The sequence below is a fragment of the Clostridium punense genome (assembly GCF_017874425.1).
Taxonomy (GTDB): Bacteria; Bacillota; Clostridia; order Clostridiales; family Clostridiaceae; genus Clostridium_J; species Clostridium_J punense.
In genome coordinates this window covers 53,357-70,467 of the sequence record NZ_JAGGLL010000018.1, presented here as the reverse complement: position 1 = coordinate 70,467, position 17,111 = coordinate 53,357, and the positions used below count along the sequence as shown (strand labels likewise).

General features: G+C 31.5%; 18 protein-coding genes and 1 riboswitch. All 18 genes read right to left on the bottom strand.

Annotated features, from left to right (window positions below):
- Positions 1 to 90: 90 nt before the first annotated feature.
- Positions 91 to 1,026, bottom strand: a complete 936-nt coding sequence (locus J2Z44_RS12225) for an ABC transporter permease (protein WP_021285277.1) — start codon at positions 1,024 to 1,026, stop codon at positions 91 to 93.
- Positions 1,026 to 2,117 (bottom strand): ABC transporter permease, encoded by a 1,092-nt coding sequence (locus J2Z44_RS12220; RefSeq protein ID WP_021285276.1) that lies wholly within the window; start codon positions 2,115 to 2,117, stop codon positions 1,026 to 1,028. Before J2Z44_RS12220 ends, J2Z44_RS12225 begins: the two co-directional genes overlap by 1 nt.
- Positions 2,114 to 3,646 carry an ABC transporter ATP-binding protein gene (locus J2Z44_RS12215; RefSeq protein ID WP_021285275.1) on the bottom strand — a complete coding sequence of 511 codons (1,533 nt, stop codon included), beginning with the start codon at positions 3,644 to 3,646 and terminating at the stop codon, positions 2,114 to 2,116. The genes J2Z44_RS12220 and J2Z44_RS12215 overlap by 4 nt, the downstream gene beginning before the upstream one ends.
- Positions 3,647 to 3,664: 18 nt before the next feature.
- A complete protein-coding gene (locus tag J2Z44_RS12210; protein ID WP_021285274.1) occupies positions 3,665 to 4,771 on the bottom strand; it encodes a BMP family ABC transporter substrate-binding protein in 1,107 nt (368 codons plus the stop codon).
- A 134-nt stretch (positions 4,772 to 4,905) separates the two neighbouring features.
- A complete protein-coding gene (locus tag J2Z44_RS12205) occupies positions 4,906 to 5,475 on the bottom strand; it encodes a xanthine phosphoribosyltransferase (protein ID WP_021285273.1) in 570 nt (189 codons plus the stop codon).
- Positions 5,476 to 5,847: 372 nt separating this feature from the next.
- A riboswitch (purine riboswitch) is annotated at positions 5,848 to 5,949 on the bottom strand.
- A gap of 163 nt (positions 5,950 to 6,112) precedes the next feature.
- Positions 6,113 to 6,859: a hypothetical protein gene (locus tag J2Z44_RS12200; protein WP_021285272.1), complete on the bottom strand. Its 747-nt coding sequence runs from the start codon at positions 6,857 to 6,859 to the stop codon at positions 6,113 to 6,115.
- A 225-nt stretch (positions 6,860 to 7,084) separates the two neighbouring features.
- Positions 7,085 to 7,582 carry a GNAT family N-acetyltransferase gene (locus J2Z44_RS12195; RefSeq protein WP_021285271.1) on the bottom strand — a complete coding sequence of 166 codons (498 nt, stop codon included), beginning with the start codon at positions 7,580 to 7,582 and terminating at the stop codon, positions 7,085 to 7,087.
- 32 nt (positions 7,583 to 7,614) lie between these two features.
- Positions 7,615 to 8,109, bottom strand: coding sequence for a GNAT family N-acetyltransferase (locus J2Z44_RS12190; RefSeq protein ID WP_209649602.1), 495 nt, complete (start codon positions 8,107 to 8,109; stop codon positions 7,615 to 7,617).
- Positions 8,110 to 8,178: 69 nt separating this feature from the next.
- A complete protein-coding gene (locus tag J2Z44_RS12185; RefSeq protein ID WP_021285268.1) occupies positions 8,179 to 8,712 on the bottom strand; it encodes a GNAT family N-acetyltransferase in 534 nt (177 codons plus the stop codon).
- Between the two features lie 142 nt (positions 8,713 to 8,854).
- The gene (locus J2Z44_RS12180; RefSeq protein ID WP_021285267.1) at positions 8,855 to 9,301 is read right to left on the bottom strand and encodes a GNAT family N-acetyltransferase; all 447 of its coding nucleotides are present in this window, start codon (positions 9,299 to 9,301) and stop codon (positions 8,855 to 8,857) included.
- A gap of 96 nt (positions 9,302 to 9,397) precedes the next feature.
- Positions 9,398 to 10,288: a class I SAM-dependent methyltransferase gene (locus J2Z44_RS12175; RefSeq protein ID WP_021285266.1), complete on the bottom strand. Its 891-nt coding sequence runs from the start codon at positions 10,286 to 10,288 to the stop codon at positions 9,398 to 9,400.
- 22 nt (positions 10,289 to 10,310) lie between these two features.
- Positions 10,311 to 10,628 carry a hypothetical protein gene (locus J2Z44_RS12170; protein WP_242833448.1) on the bottom strand — a complete coding sequence of 106 codons (318 nt, stop codon included), beginning with the start codon at positions 10,626 to 10,628 and terminating at the stop codon, positions 10,311 to 10,313.
- Between the two features lie 49 nt (positions 10,629 to 10,677).
- On the bottom strand, positions 10,678 to 11,124 hold the full coding sequence (locus J2Z44_RS12165) for a GNAT family N-acetyltransferase (RefSeq protein ID WP_021285264.1): 447 nt from the start codon (positions 11,122 to 11,124) through the stop codon (positions 10,678 to 10,680).
- A 198-nt stretch (positions 11,125 to 11,322) separates the two neighbouring features.
- A complete protein-coding gene (locus J2Z44_RS12160; RefSeq protein WP_021285263.1) occupies positions 11,323 to 11,577 on the bottom strand; it encodes a hypothetical protein in 255 nt (84 codons plus the stop codon).
- Positions 11,578 to 11,800: 223 nt separating this feature from the next.
- On the bottom strand, positions 11,801 to 13,180 hold the full coding sequence (locus J2Z44_RS12155; RefSeq protein WP_245353272.1) for a M1 family aminopeptidase: 1,380 nt from the start codon (positions 13,178 to 13,180) through the stop codon (positions 11,801 to 11,803).
- Between the two features lie 110 nt (positions 13,181 to 13,290).
- A complete protein-coding gene (locus J2Z44_RS12150) occupies positions 13,291 to 14,613 on the bottom strand; it encodes a hypothetical protein (RefSeq protein WP_209649600.1) in 1,323 nt (440 codons plus the stop codon).
- An 83-nt stretch (positions 14,614 to 14,696) separates the two neighbouring features.
- Positions 14,697 to 15,263 carry a hypothetical protein gene (locus J2Z44_RS12145; protein WP_021285258.1) on the bottom strand — a complete coding sequence of 189 codons (567 nt, stop codon included), beginning with the start codon at positions 15,261 to 15,263 and terminating at the stop codon, positions 14,697 to 14,699.
- Between the two features lie 332 nt (positions 15,264 to 15,595).
- Complete coding sequence (gene gltS, locus J2Z44_RS12140; protein ID WP_021285257.1) at positions 15,596 to 16,804, bottom strand: sodium/glutamate symporter; 1,209 nt, start codon at positions 16,802 to 16,804, stop codon at positions 15,596 to 15,598.
- Positions 16,805 to 17,111 lie beyond the last annotated feature (307 nt).

Below are 17,111 nucleotides of genomic sequence, written 5' to 3'. Positions count from 1 at the left end.
TTTACCTGATTAATCTAAACACCTAGTAGTACTAAATCCTTAACTATTCTACTACTTTATTAATTTCTTTCTTCTTATTAACTTATTTAATTAACGCTCTTCTCTAAAGTACGCTCCACCTAACGCTTTTGGTCCACTGTTTTTTCTGCTCTTTTTAAGTGATGCAAACACTAATACCAATATGGTTACTAAATAAGGTAACATATCAATTAAGTATTGAGATATTTGTATACTGGTTCCTTGAAGTCTAAAACCGATTATTTCAAGACCTCCAAATAAAAATGCTCCTAGTAGTGCTTTGTATGGGTTCCAAGTAGAGAAAATAACAAGAGCTATTGCTATCCAGCCTCTCCCAGCGGTTACCCCTTCTTGCCAGGTAGGTACGTTCACTAAAGAGAGATAGGCTCCACCAAGACCACAAAGAGCTCCACCGACTATAACATGAACATACTTATATAAAGTTATATTTATACTTGCTGCATCTGCAGCAGCTGGGTTTTCTCCCACAGCTTTAAGGTTTAACCCCTTAGAAGTATTATATAAGTAGATTCCTAAAACCAAAGTAAGAATGTATCCTATGTAAACAAAGATATCTTGTTTAAAAAATATATTTCCTAGAAAGGGTATATTAGAAAGTAATGGAATCTCTACCTTACTAAAAAACTGTTGTAGATTTTCCGGAGCAACTTGTCCAACGAATCCTTTACCTACAAAGTTTGAAAACCCAGTTCCAAAGATAGTTAAGGTAAGTCCTGTAACCTCTTGGTTAGTTCTTAAAGTAATAGTTAAAAAGGCGTAAATAGCTGCCCCTGCAGCTCCAGCTACCATAGCTGCAAATAGTGCTAATACCGGATTTGCTGTTTTTAGCCCTGTAGTAAAACCAATAATTGCACCCATTAGCATCATACCTTCAACCCCAAGATTTAAATTTCCTGATTTTTCAGTGATTATCTCACCTAAGGTAGCAAAAAGAATTGGAGTTCCTGCAACAATAGCCGCCGCTAGAAAAAGTTCTAAACTTGACATTACATCTCCTCCTTTGTAACTTTAAGTGAATTAACCTTTGTGTTATCTTTTGAAAATACAACCTTATACTTTATAAAGAATTCACATCCTAGTACAAAAAATAAAATTACAGACTGAATTATTAATGCAACTGCTTCAGGAATATTAAAGGCTGTTTGAATATAAGTGCCGCCCTCTACAAGTGCTGCAAATAGAATTGAAACTATAAGGGTAGCAAAAGCATTAAGCTGTGAAAGCCAGGCAATTATTATTGCAGTAAAGCCAACACCACCAGAAACCTGGATTGAAAGTGTATTATATACAGCTGAAACTTGAATCATTCCAACTAAGCCACAAAGTCCGCCACTTACAACCATTGCAAATAATATAGTTTTATTTACATTGATTCCAGCATAAAGTGCTGTTTTTTCACTTTCTCCAAGAACTGATATTTCATAACCCTTCTTTGTATGATTAATAAATATGTATATGATTATTACTAATAATATTGCAAATATCCAACCAATATGAATTCCAAAAACCTGAGGAAGCACTGCTGCTTTCTTAAAATCTGGGATTTTAGGGAATCCTTTTGCGCCAGGATCCTTCCAAGGCCCATATTGGAGAAAAGTTATTAATTTCAAGGCTATGTAATTCATCATTAAGGTAATAATAGTTTCATTTGTACCTAATTTTGTCTTTAGCATTGCTGGAATAATGGCCCACAGAGCACCACCTAAAATACCTGCTAAAATCATCATTGGTATCACTGCAAAATTTGGAATACTTGTTAGCTTCAAGGCTACAAAGGAAGAAGCAAGAGCTCCCATTAAAATTTGACCTTCTCCTCCTATATTCCAAAATCTCATTTTAAAAGCCACTGTAATTCCAAGTGAGGTAATTACTAATGGAATTGCTTTAACAAGGGTTGATTTAGTCTTATACACAGAGCCGAAAGCGCCCTTTAACATTGATGCATAAATCTCAATAGGATTTAAGGATAGAAATAATAAAAATAAAGAACAAACTATAAGGGCTAAAACAACTGCTAAGGTTCGAATTATCATACTTTCCCTTTTAGTTATTTCGCTTTTCTTTTTAAATCTTATCATGCTATGCCCTCCTTAACCTGTGTCTTAATTCCCCCTGCCATAAGTAGCCCGATATCCTCTTTTGTGGAAGTTTCTGGGTTTACTATACCTGTGATAGCTCCATCACAAATTACCATAACTCTATCACATAGTTGCATTAATACATCTATATCTTCACCTATGAATAGCACTGATACACCCTTTGCTCTTTGTTCATTAATTAAATCATAAATTGCATAACAAGTGTTTATATCAAGCCCTCTAACTGGGTAGGCCATTATAAGTAAATGGGGATTACAATCTAATTCTCTCCCCAAAAGTATCTTTTGGATATTGCCTCCTGAAAGATTTTTGATTGGATAGTATATACTTGGTGTCTTTATATCTAGCTTTTTCTTTATCTCTTCAGCCTTAACTCTTACAGGAGCTCTATTTATAAAAATACCTTTGTTGTTGTGATAGGCCTTAAGCATTAGATTTTCCACCATATCCATAGAAGCAACAAGTCCCATACCAAGTCTATCCTCTGGAATAAAACTCATAGAAATTCCTTTTGATATTATTTCCCTTGGATTTTTCTGTGTTATGTCTTCACCTTTAAATATTATCTGTCCATTATTTACTTTGCAGATTCCAGAAATTGCTTCACAAATTTCTTTTTGTCCACTTCCAGCTATGCCAGCAATACCTAAAACTTCACCCTGATACATATCAAAAGTTATATTGTTTAAAGCATAATTTCCCTCTTCATTACAAACCTTTAAGTCCTTAACCTGAAGAAGGCTCTTTCCTATTTCACCACTAGATTTTTTTATAGATAAATCAATACTTCTTCCAACCATAAGTTCAGCAAGCTCTCTTGGGTTTGTAGAATTCTTGTCCAAAGTCTTTATGGTTTCTCCCTTTCTAAGTACAGTAATTCTATCTGCAATTTCCATTACCTCATCCATCTTATGAGTTATAAAAATAATTGCACAACCGTTTTCCTTCATTTTTCTCATGATTTTAAAAAGTTTTTCTACATCTTGAGGTGTAAATACTGTAGTTGGCTCATCAAGTATTAGAATTTTTGCCCCTCTATACAAAACCTTTATTATTTCCAAAATTTGTTTTTCAGCTACTGACATATCATAAACCATTTTGTCTAAGTTTATATTAAGTTCATATTTGTCACATATATTTTTAGTCTTTTCATCTACAACCTTTTTACTTCTAAAAAATGAACTTTTTTGTCCTAAAACTATATTGTCTCTTCCACTCATAGCTTCAACTAGTTTAAAATGCTGATAAATCATCCCAATACCAGCTTTTATAGAATCCTTTGGAGAAGAAAAACTTACCTTCTTACCATGGACAAATATAGAACCCTTGTCAGGAGTGTAAACCCCTGACAACATGTTCATAAGAGTACTTTTTCCCGCTCCATTTTCTCCTAGAAGAGCATGAACTTCACCTTCATACACTTGAAAACTTATATTTTTATTTGCAATTACACTACCAAAAGATTTTGTTATATCTTCCATGGAAATAAAATGTACTCTTTTATTCATTTAAATCACCTATTTCAATTATTTTGCGCTAGGGCTACCTTCAACACCTTGAACAAACCAATCCATACTTAATTGTTCTTCATCTGTAAGAGTTTTTCCAGCAGCTATTCTTTCTTTCCCCGATTGATCCTTTAATGGTCCAGTAAATACATTAAGTTTACCTGAAAGTATATCTGCCTTTGCTGCTTCAACTTTTTCTTTTGCTCCAGCTGGTGCATTAGCAGTTAAAGGAGCTATATCTACAACTCCATCCTTCATATGTCCCCAATAGTTCTCAGGTTTCCAAGTTCCTTCTTGTATCTTCTTAACTTGCTCTACATAATAAGGACCCCAGTTCCATACAGCAGAAGTCATATTTGCCTTTGGTGCCTTATCTGCCATATCTGAATGATAACCAACAGCAAAAGCTCCTCTTTCTTCAGCTGCTTGTTGTACAGCTGGTGAATCCATATGCTGAGTTAAAACATCTACCCCTTCATCTAATAGAGCTAAGGCTGCTTGTTTTTCAATAGCTGGATCATACCAAGTGTGAGCCCACTTAACTACTACTTTCACATCTGGATTAACTGCTTGAGCTCCTAAAGTAAATGCATTAATTCCTCTTATACACTCAGGTATTTCAAAAGCGGATACAAATCCTATTTTATTTGTTTTAGTTTTTAATCCTGCAACCATACCAGCAAGATATCTTGGCTCTTCTATTCTTCCAAAGTAATTTACAAAGTTTGTATCATTTGATTTATAGCCTGATGCATGAAAAAATTTAACATTTGGATAAGCTTTAGCTGCTTCTTCTGTACCATCCATAAATCCAAAGCTTGTAGAGAAAATTACATTAGCTCCCTCATCTACCATGCCATCTATTACTTTTCTTACTTCTGCCTTATCTTCCTTAACATTTTCTTTAGCAATTGTCTTTACCTTCAACTGTTCTTCAAGATACTTTCTTCCTTGGTCATGTTGATAGGTGTATCCCCCATCTCCTGGAGGTCCAACATAAATGAACCCTACTTTTATCTCGTCCTTTTTATTACTGCTTGTTGTTGCAGCCCCACCATTGCTACAACCTGCAAAAATTGTAGCTGCCATGAATAAAGATGTTATCATCGAAATTACCTTTTTCATTTTTACACTCTCCTTATTTAACTAGTATTTAAATTTGCAATGCTAATCTTAAAACTTCTAAATTCTAGGTGTTTACATTGCTATTTCTTCTGTAGTTTAATTTATAATATCTTTTAAGGCTGATTTAACTAAAGTTACTTAAACACTATATTTCCTTCACACATAGATTCAACTATGGCTAAGGATTCAACTCTGACTCCAGTTTCTTCTACCTTACTTCTTCCATCTTGAAATGCCTTTTCAATAACAATTCCTACACCTGTAGGCTCAGCACCGGCTTGTTTTACAATACTAATAAGTCCCTTAGCTGCATTTCCATTAGCTAAAAAATCGTCTATAATTAGGACCTTGTCCTCTTTTTTAAGAAACTGCTTTGAAACCCTTATTTTATAGTTCTTATTCTTTGTAAAAGAATAAACTTCTGATTCAAAGACCTCTGAATCAAGGTTAGTTGCCTCATGTTTTTTTGCAAAAACCACTGGAACCTTGAAATACTGCGCTGCTATACAAGCAATGCCTATGCCTGAAGCTTCTACAGTGAGGATTTTTGTTACCTCATCATCACTAAATCTTCTTTTAAATTCTTTTCCGATTTCATTAAAAAGCTCTACATCAATTTGATGGTTTAAGAAACTATCTACTTTTAAAACTTTAGTTCCAATTATAAAGCCATCTTTCATAATTCTTTCTTTTAAAATTTTCATAATCTTATCCTTTCTCCAATTAATAGTTATTAAGTTTACTTCTTACAACCTGGTAAGGAGATTTAACTTTTGTAAAATCCCATTTTAGATTAGTTAATAGTTAATGAGCATACGAGTTTACTCATCCAAGTTTTTACTTAGGCTTCCATAATGAAAATTTATCTTATTAATTTCCAAAGAGCCTTAGGGAGCTAATGCAGAAATAGTGTATAAGCTAAGTCTTAACTTTAGTTCCCTATAAAAATGGGTAAAATAAAAACTCTCCAAATTGGTTTCCAATCTAGAGAGTTTAATACAAATTAAGGGAAAACAAGAATATTAATAAATAATATTCTGAAAATCCATATTAAAATGGATTCAAAAAATTCCTCAAATGCTTATGTAAACCCTCGTAGTCAGGCTGTTTCCGGCTGCCTGGTAGAAACGCTTGGACCATATTTCCAAACATATACGAAGTATAAAATTCCTATATTAAATTATATATTCACGAACATTGTCACCACTTATTTTATTTATAGTTCGTAAACACCCTTTATTTATATATTATCTTATATTAAAACAAAATTAATTGCAATACCTTTTAGAAATAAAACCTATTTTTATTATTTTCTCAAGTTTTTTACCAATAAAGTTTTTACTACCAGTCTTCAGCAAAGAATATTATTTCACTTCTTTGTTTACTTACCGCAACTAGGCTTAACTCACCATGATTCCAATCAAAGGGCTTATAGGGTTCACTAACAATTAGATAAATTGTAAAGTCTAAGGGTAGTTTATTATACCCAAAGTTATCAAAGGATACCATTTCTACTCCATTAATCTCCACTTCTCTATTACTTGACTTTCCTATCCATTTTGCTATTTGGGAAAGTTCCTTAGTATAACTTTCAATAGTGTTTACATCAGTAGTAAATTTCAGTCGATATTCCTCGCCTCCTTGTAAAAACCCAGGTTGATAATTAAATATAGCATCTTTTGCATTACTCGGTATTTTACTAGGAAAATGTTTTATCAATTCATTATTTTCATAATCCTTCAATTTCAAAACTCTATGATATTTGCTTAAATCAGTTACAGTATCAATGGATGCCATCATAGCCATAAATATAAAAGCAAAACACATTACAATTGGCATAATAACTGTTAATACACTTGTTAGGATAACCGCTACTTTGCTTTTTAGCTTTTCCTTTACTGTAAAAATAGTAATCGCTGCAAAGGAAGCAAACGGTATAGCAAAGATTAATCCCATAAAATAATAGGGTTTTACTGACCTTACAGTTATAAAATAATATATAAAAACAAATAAAACAAATGAAATCAGTGCCATTACTGCTGGAAATGGTGCTTTTTTAAAATCCGAAGATACTTTATGTAAATTCATAGCAATACCCCTTAACAACTATTGTATTTCATACCATAATTATACACCACTTTAACAATATATCAACAATTATTTATTGTTATTCAATAAATATTTCTTATACAATAACAACTACTCTAGTAATAGCAAATTATAACAAAACTCTAGCTATATAAATTTACATTTCATAGCTAGAGTCATTAAACTTTTCTTCTATTATCTTATCCACTCAAACCTTACTTTTTATTATAAAACTAATTCAAAAGACTTTTCTTTTTCATTTTCATTTATTTGTATAAATCCCAGAGATGTAAATAAACTTTCTGAACGGCTATTATATAAATAAATTGATGGAACCTGAAGCTTTTTTAGCCCAATTTTTCTTGCTCGTTCAATGAGGCTTCCTATAACTTTTTTACCTATTCCTTTTCCCCAATAAGCTTCCTCTCCAATTGCAATAGGCATATTTTCTTCTGATAAAGTTACATCTCCAATTGGCTTCCAAACTCCACTTTCTAATATCTCAATAAAATATAATTCTCCAACCCTTCCTAAGTAAGTGTACATCCCCTTTATTTTTTCCATGTCATAAACTTTATCTGTAACTCCCTCAGAATAGTATAGTACCTTTGGATTCTCATACCATGGCAGGGCAACTTCCCATTGATTCTTATTTGGAGTTCTTAATCTTAATTCCTTATCTATATCAATAATATCTGGTTGAGTAATTTCTTTAATCCCCATACTTTATCCCCTTTACTAAAAACTCTTTGATTTTACTTAAGATTATACTTGTAAACTAGTCCATCTTCCCCATGAGGATGCTGAAACTTTGAAAACTCCAATTTTTCAAATACATTTCTAGATTTTATGTTGGACTTATATACCTCTGCTATTAAAACTGAGGCATTTAAGTTATTCTTTGAGTATTTTATAAAACCTTTAGTTATTTCTTTTGCATACCCTTTGTCCCAATGAATTCTACGGAGCCTAAAACCAACTTCGTATTCCCCAGCCTTATCTGTACTAACTATAAATGCCATGCCAATTTTAGTTTTTTCTATTTTGCTCTCCACACAAAAGGCTCCAGTGCCTGGACTAAAAGAGTATTTCTCTATCCATTTTCTAATTTCTTCTTGACATCGTTCATAGGACATTGAATCCCACCCATTAAATTTAATACATTCAGGATCATTATTGATATCATAAATTAAATCAATGTCTTCATCAGTAAATTCTCTAACAATAAGTCTTTCTGTTTCTAAAATCATTTGAATCCCCCCTCAAATCTCTAGGAAACATTCTGTTATAGCACTCTTTTTACAAGCCACTTTTATAAACTATATAAACTTGAAATCATTTTTACTCATTAAGTATGATGGATGGTTCAGTCCTGTTGGTGGGTAAAACTCCTCATGAGTATACTTAAATCCTAGCTTCTTAAGCAACCTTTCTGATGCCTTATTATTTGGGTTGTGACCTGCAAATAGTGACCTTACTTTAATGGTATTAAAGGCATATTTTATAACTTCATTGCAGGCTTCCTCAGCTAATCCAAATCCCCAGTACTTTTCTTTTAAATGTATACCCATTTCTAAAGTATTGCTGCTTATGTCATAGGGTCTTAACCCACAACATCCAACAAACTCCTTTGTTTCTAACAAATAAATTGGCCAATACTGAATTTCACTGTTTTCATAGGTTTCTATTTCCTTCTTTAATCTTTGCTTTATTTCTTCCTCAGTGATCTTTCCCTTAGCAGTTATAAATTTTGTAACCTTAGGATTTCCCCAAAGTTCAATAGCCTTTAGTAGGTCTTCTTCTCTCCAAAGAGAAAACCCTATTCTTTCTGTTGTCATAAAATACCCATTCATTATAAATTTTCTCCTAGCAAATATTTAAAAAATTTAATCATAAAAACTACTTTCTGTAAACAATATATTTGAATTTAAGAATAATTTTGATTATAGTTAAAAGCATTTGTTATTTCTCTTTTAAAGTTTTTACGATGCAGTGTTAAGAAATCACATATTGAAATATAGGCTCTCCATTTACATCCTTTTCATTGATATATTGAAATCCAATGCTTTCATATAACTTACGAGCCACATGATTATCTTCAATTATACTTAGATATACCACATTTACTTCATACTTCTTTGAAACTATATCGATAAGTTTTACCATTGCAGCTCTGCCAAAGCCTCTCCCCTGATATTTTTCATCTATTATTATTCTATCAATCCAAGTATCCCTATTGGGTCCAAAAGACCCATACATGGCAAAGCCAACAACTTCCTCACCATTATACACAGCCACTGGCTGCCATTGACTATAAATACTTGCTTCCTCTAAACACTGATCCACAGTTTCAATAAACTTCTCCTGTCCATGCTTTAACTTTATATTTCTAACTTCACTTTCATTAGTACTATCAATAGCTTTAAAATGTATATTTATCATAGTATTTTCCCCCAATATTCCCAATAACTTCATCAGCTATACTTATATAGTTTTATAGCTTTTTAGTTGTTTCTTCCTTGTCATGCAATGAACTTTTTACTTCCTGCCATAAGATATCAAAATACATGGGCTTTGAATAATATAAGCTTTATCCTTATTATTCATAACATAATCTCTTATTTTAACCTCACCCATAACATAAGTTTCAGCTTCCTCTTCACTTAAGCCTCTACTTATAAGACTAGCTTTATATTCCACCTTCTCAGCTTCAGTTAACTGTTTGTTCCATCCCCAAGCTGAGGTAACTGCGTTAAAATGCTTTTCATGTTCTTCTTTATCACCAAAAGGGTTTATAAATTTGACTCTATCATTCATTCTAACACCAACATTATTTAACCCTAATTCTTGCATTAACACAGGAATTTTAACTCCAATTCTATAGTCTCTTCCTCCATTTTCCAACTCCTGCTTGTACATTTTTCGATGTAAAGGTACCATACCAAGTTCAGTATAATCTAATCCACTAAAGTACTGACCCGTCTTTTCAATTTCTAAATCCCCTTCCATACAAACCACTAAGCCACCCTTTACAACTGATTGAAGCATTTTTTCAAGAACACCCTTTGCATTAGGGATATGCCTTAAAACTGCTTGGGATATAGCTATATCATAACTTTCATTTGTTATATATTCATTTAAATCTGCCTTTATAAAATTAGTAACAAAGGTTGAATCTGCAAAAATCTTTCTTGCATCCTCTAAGAGTGTTTCACTAATATCAACTCCGGTGTATGTACTTCCTTCTGGTAAAAGCGGCATTAATAATAACCCAATGTATCCAAAGCCACATCCAAAATCAATTACATTTACCGGTTTATCAATTTTCCAAACCTTTTCAACCAAGAATTCTATATAGTCATCGTTACACCCTCCAGTGCGGATAGCTTTTAAAAACTCTAATCTTCCATTCCAATAAGATTCCTTCATAACTTCTCCTCCATGTTTTGCATTAATCGTAATCAATATACCCAAGAGCTCTTGCAACTAAAGTTGATATCAGGTTGATGATATGAAAGGGAATTGGTATCAAAAATATATTTGGAGTAATAAGATTTTCTCTTGCTATTATTATACCTACAATTATCATCCATAAAGAATTTACAATAGAAAAATATAATTGTAGTTTAAAGTATCTTTCTTTGTTTAGGACTACCATGTCATTTCTTCTATTGTATAAGGTTACCTTATTCCTAAATATAATTGCATATACTAGATACATTAACCCAAAAATACTTATAAAAATATTGTATTCTCCCAAATTAATCACCCCACACTATTTACTAATAATTTGATAGCACCAAGCATATTAAATGTCACTAAAAACTTATTACAAATCCTGTTTTCACACCTCTTTCAAATCCAGCAGTTTCATAAAATCTTAATGTTTCCTCTCTCTTTGAGCCAGTTAAAAGCATTACCTTATAGCAGTTATTTTTCTTAGCAATATCAAGAGCTAGATTTAATGCCTTAGTTGCATAGCCCCTTTTTCTAAAGTTTAGGTCTGTAACAACATTTTCTATTAATCCATAAGGTCGTAAATTTCTAGTAAGATTTTTTATAATTGCTATGTTACATGAGGAAACTATCTTCCCATCTACCTCAACCACAATATAATAAAGATTTGGATCTTTATTAATAGAGTCCCATAATTCTTTTAATTCACTATTATCACTAACATCAGGATCATTTGGTTGTAGCTGCCTATAAAGTTTTAATATTTCTTTTAATTCTTCATATCTAGCTAAACGTATAACCTCACTCATGAAAAATCCCCATTAATTTAACTTAATTTAATTTTAGACTTAATTTCACTGTATTTATTTTCTTACTTTGGGCCTATGTTTTAAAATCTCGTTAAAAATATATAAATTTTAAGGTATATCATAATTACTTATCTTAAGTCCTCTTACAAAAAAGATATTCTAAAACCATCACTTGATTAAACTCAACAAATTGCAGCTTTACCATAAATCCCTATCCATATCACTTCTTGTAAGTACCTCTTTGTTTTCATAAGGATAACTACACAATACGCTATCTAAAAATCTAATTCCACAAAAGTATTTGCATATTGAAGTGCCTTTTATCGCACATTTATGTTCATTGTTTTTCTCAGCAACGTTCCAAGGACATTGAGTCTGTGCCCAATCAACACCCTCACTTGCCAAATCTATATCTAAATTTCCACCACTTAATGCTTTTACTCTATCATCCATATTCTCTTCCCCTTCTTTAATTCCCCATTACACGCATAAGAAACGTGCAATATACTACAAATTTTTAAAGCTTACTATCCTTCATAAGTACCGCTTGTATTTATATATTTATAACAAGAAATATTGTTATAAATATAAGAATATAACAATATATAGTGTTTATGCGGGTTTTAAGGCTTTTATGCGTTCTTAGGAACTTCTAGAATAATCCCTTTAATAAACCTCATTCTGCACTTTTATAGTTATTAATCATATGTTTTACGTCAACATCACTACATAAAAGCTCTGATGATTCTATTCCATATATCCACTTTTTAAAGAACATACTTAGGTCAATATTTGAAACCTCTTCAATTGATTCCTTAAAGTCTTCGAAATCAACCTCTTTATGCCTATGCTTGCTTAAGAAAATTCTTATAGCCCTGCAAAACATTTCATCACCTAAGATTTCATTCAGTAAATATAGTACCCACGGTCCTTTGGTGTAGCTATTATGGCCTATTTCATACTTTCCATAGTTACATATAGGAGTAGTACAGTTAATTCTGTCCTCATTAACATTTTCAATAAATAAATTTCTATAGAGGTCCATTTTTGCAATAAATTCTTTATAACCGTAAAAATTCTTAATTGCTAGTGCTTCAAAATATGAAGCAAAGGCTTCATCAAAAAATCTAGTCCTTTGGATGTCATGTTTTGCTTTAACATTCCAAGCATGTCCAACTTCGTGATATAAATGAGTTAACTTCCTAATATCATTGCTAAATCCATGCTCCTCCATTAAAATATAGTTATCTCCTGCTTGTGATCCATAAGCTTCTTTTATCTCCACTACAGTAAAGTATTTATCCTCCCGTAAGTCTCCAAACAAGTCTTCAAATAAATGAAAAGCTCTTTTTATTTCATTTACTACAATATTTTCAGCATTTGCTTTATGTTCTGGAAATGCAAATATTTTTAGGTTAATATCTTTGTCTTCTACAATTGAATAATCCGCAACAGCAATATCAAATCTCCATGTAGGGGAATCACTTACATAATTAAAGATATTATAATCATTTATTTCTGTAACATTTTTTAATACTCCACCACACCCTACCTTATAGACCTTAGGAACCTTTACTGAAATGTTATAAATAAAGTTATTTTTATAACTCTTTAAAATACTACTAAAACTTGGCTCTGCAATAATAGGATAGGCATGACAATCAGGTCTCAGAATAGAAAACTCTTTATGAATTTTATCTTTTACGTATGCCATTACTTTTGAATACCCATTAAGACTTCCTTCATACTCAATTGATATATTTATTTGCTCATTAGCTTCCAAAGCTTCATTTAAACTTATAGTTATGTAATTTACTAGGTAATTTTCTTCGTCTTCTAATGAAACCTTTTCTTGAAAAAAAACTAAACTTTCGTTTTCTGTATTCCTAATATTCTTTACACTTAAATCATGATATAACATTATACTTAATTTCTTAAAAGCTTCTTTTGTATCATTGAATATAGTGATGGTTCCTTGTGAATTAAAGAACCCCTTTTCTGGCTCAACTTCAAAACGCAAATCATAGTTTGTAATTTTGCATAATTCGTAAACCATTGCCAAAAGTTAATCCCCTCCCAAACTAAATCCTTGAATCCAATTGTTTTTATGTAATATAATTAGATTTCTATATCTATAGTTTCTATACTTGTTCAATATAAAAATTTCTATATCAAATCACCAAGTATTTTGATCTTTTTCCTTAAAGGCTCACATCTTCCATTTATATAAACGCTATTAAACAACCATTCTCCCCAATGTTTATACTTACTTGGCATTTCCCTTTCAAATAAACTTATAATCTTTTCAGCCAAAGTAGCTCCAATAACATAATTATGTATGTATACTGGATCAATGCTTCTAAAAGTGTCCAACGTCCATATTGAAGGGGTATCAATTTTAATTCCTAATTTGCTGTAATGCTTGACATATAGTTCTTCTGCCTTTTCAGGATTCTTCCATAAATCAAATTCATATAAAGAGCTAATTGCACACCTTACATATTCTAGTGTTGCTACTTCATATACTTTTTCTTGCTCTTCCCTACTTAAAAGTATCATTGGTGCTAAATATTCCATAACTACAGCCATAGCTTCATCATAGCTACAAGGTAGTATCTTAAAAACACCTTGTTCTTCATTTAAAGCATATGATATAGCATGTCCTAACTCATGGAATAAAGTGTTAATATTGTTTAATGATTTAAGAGGTTCAACCACTATTCTTATATCATTAGATGAAAACTGTGCTGCATAGCCACTATAACCTTCTTCCGAAAAATTTATTTGTATTCTTTCTTCTACTTTCTCAAATCCAAAGGCTGAAATAAGTAATTTAATTAACTCTAAGGGGTTATAGTTTATATTAATAGTGCTACCTATTTTATAAAGATCATTGAACCAGTTATCCCATGAGATATTGTATTTTTCAATAATCTTTCTAGCTTTATTTAGATTTTTTTCTACAAAATCATTCAATAAATTAATTAAGTTACTCCTATCTATTTCTTCTGCTGAAAGTATTAAATCAGGATACGAGCTAAATCCCAACTCAGTAGATAAATGATTTCTTATATTTATTAACTCTAACACATCTTCTTTCATTTCATTTGCTAAAGCGAGGTTATAAATCATATTATTTTCTTTAATATCTTTTGACATATTTTTAGTATAGTTATCTATACTATCTAGCTTATTTCTTAGGTTAGAGACTAATGGATTCTTTTCAACTAAGTCCTTTATAATTATTAATGAAGCCACTCGGTCTCTTCTATCCTCTTGAGATACCTTACCATTAAACTTTTTTGCTATTTTATAGATTTCTAAATCAAACTTAGATAAATCTAAATTCCCCCCTTCAAAGTAGTTACTCCATTGTGCTCTTTGCAATTCCCAATATTTCCACATATACTCATCTTCAAAGTTATCTATCATAGAAAATGATAAGTCAAACTGTTTTTTAGCTATATTAACCATAGTTTTATCTTGCATTCCTATACTCCTTACTTAAAATCTATTTTTATATTAATCTCAAAACATTTTTTAAGAAGCTCATATTAGAAAAGATTTTAAAGTTAAAATTTCCAAAAATAAATTATTCTTGGTCCCTTAGATACTCTATCACCTGTCCTAGGTATTTTTATTACCTTCACTGGCTCTATATTTAAAGTCCAATCAGCAATTATCTTCTCATCAATCATGTGGTGTTCTGGGTAGTTTGCATTATCTTTTGGGCAATCCCACATATAAGGAAAACTTAAGATTGCCGCTTTAGAAGTTCTCATAACTTCTTTAAAGGCTTCTCTTTGCTTTCCACCTAAATGCTCCCATACCTGTAATGCAATGAATAAATCATATTCCTTATCCTCTATTGGCCATGGTGTTACCGTTGCATCATGCTTATATTGTTTTGCCACATACTTTTCCGGCCTTCCCCATACATCGTTTTCTGGCTTAACCATAATATCACAGTTTTTCACCATAGTTTGAACTGATGGTCCCAGTTCTAAAACCCTTTGTATATGATTATTTTCCTTAATAATACCTATAACTTCGCTAAAATATGCCCATCTTCCCTCATAATAACTACCATGTGAACCCTTCAATAACTCCTGAAAATCAAAGTAATCCATTAATTCCATATAATATCCCCCTTTCTTCTACCACTATCTATATTTTATCACATATATTGGAAAGTAAAAATTGAAATATGGTTGTCTAAAAATAAAAATATCATTTATACTCAATCAAGTGTGACTACCTAAATTGTAACTTTTTGATATAACCTAAAACACCATAATATGAAAATTCTTCTTACGACCTCATATGTAAAGCTTAGTTCAAAATAAAAATAAGAAAAGCTAGAGCCTCAGTCTTAATTAGACCAAACTCTAGCTTTTCAATTTATTTTTTAAGGGAGTATCTGTAAATTAAAGCAAGTAAATTATTAAGTTATTTATTATTTACATCCTTGTTATTTAACAAAGAAGTTCATAAATATAGTTATTATCCCAGCATTGAAGAAGTCTATAAATAAACTTCCAACTAAAGGTACAATGAAAAATGCTTTTGGTGCTGGACCAAACTTGGTTACAATAGCTTCCATGTTCGCCATTGCATTTGGTGTAGCTCCCATTCCAAAACCACAGTTTGCAGAAGCAATTACTGCTGCTTCATAATCCCTGCCCATTAAGTTAAAGGTTACAAAGTAAGCAAATAAAGCCATTAGAACTGTTTGGGAAACTAGCATTATAACTAAAGGTAAGGCAAGGTCAGCTAACTGCCATAGCTGTAATGCCATTAATGCCATGGCTAAAAATAATGATAATGCAATATTTCCTAAGATATCGATTTCATCTCCATAAATCTTAAATTTACTAGTTGAATCTGATAAGTTTCTTAATATAGCAGCTGCAAACATAGCTCCTATATATGGTGGAAATGTCATGCCTGTTTTTTGAAGCAGGGCTGAAATGATTGTCCCAATTCCCATTGCTAAAAATATTTGTGCTGTAGCATTCATAAAGTTATTAGGGATTAATTCCTTAGTATTTATAGCTTCAGTGGCTGCACTTTCTTCATGAGCTATTTCTGAAAAGCTTTTCTTTTTTTCTAAAAGTTTATTTTTATCTATCAATTTCTTAGCAATAGGTCCTCCAATCATACTTCCCATGATAAGTCCAAAGGTAGCTGATGCTATTGCTACTGTTGTAGCTCCCACTGCTCCTGCTTTTTCAAAAACTGGCCCGAAAGCTCCTGCAGTTCCATGTCCCCCTACCATAGGAACAGATGCTGTAGAAAGTCCTATAAGTGGATTTAACTTAAATAGCTTTGCTAAAAATACCCCAGTAAAATCTTGAAGAATTACAAGAGAAACTGAAATTGCAAGAAATATAAAAACTTGTACTCCACCCTTTTTTAACAGCTTAAAGCTAGCTGTAAATCCAATAGTTGTGAAAAATACAGTCATGAACAACTTTTGAAGGGTTGCATCCATTTCAAGGGTTAGCATACCCGTTTGTCTCAAAATTAAAGTCATTATTGCAAATAACAATCCACCTATAACTGGTGAAGGTATACAATACTTCTCAAGAAAAGTTGCTTTGCTTTTTATGAACTGTCCTATAAATAAAACTATAACTCCAATTGCCGCGGTTTGAACCATGTCCAGTTTTAAAACCATTTATTTCCCTCCTCTATAATTTGTTAATCTAAAATTAATTATAGAGGCTTACTACCTTAAACAACGAAATACTACAGAAAACTTCTGAAAAATATTTTAAAATTTTCTAATTATTAATAACAATCTGTAAATAAAGTATGTCAAATTACTTAACAGGTTTTCCATAACCATGTATTTCTATTAACGTTAACCTTATAGATAATGGTTTTTTAGCTTTTTGAAAGCTTTCTTATAAAATACAAGGATACCTATTATCTCAATAGATACCCTTATATTTTATATTTTATATTTTATATTACATCCCCTA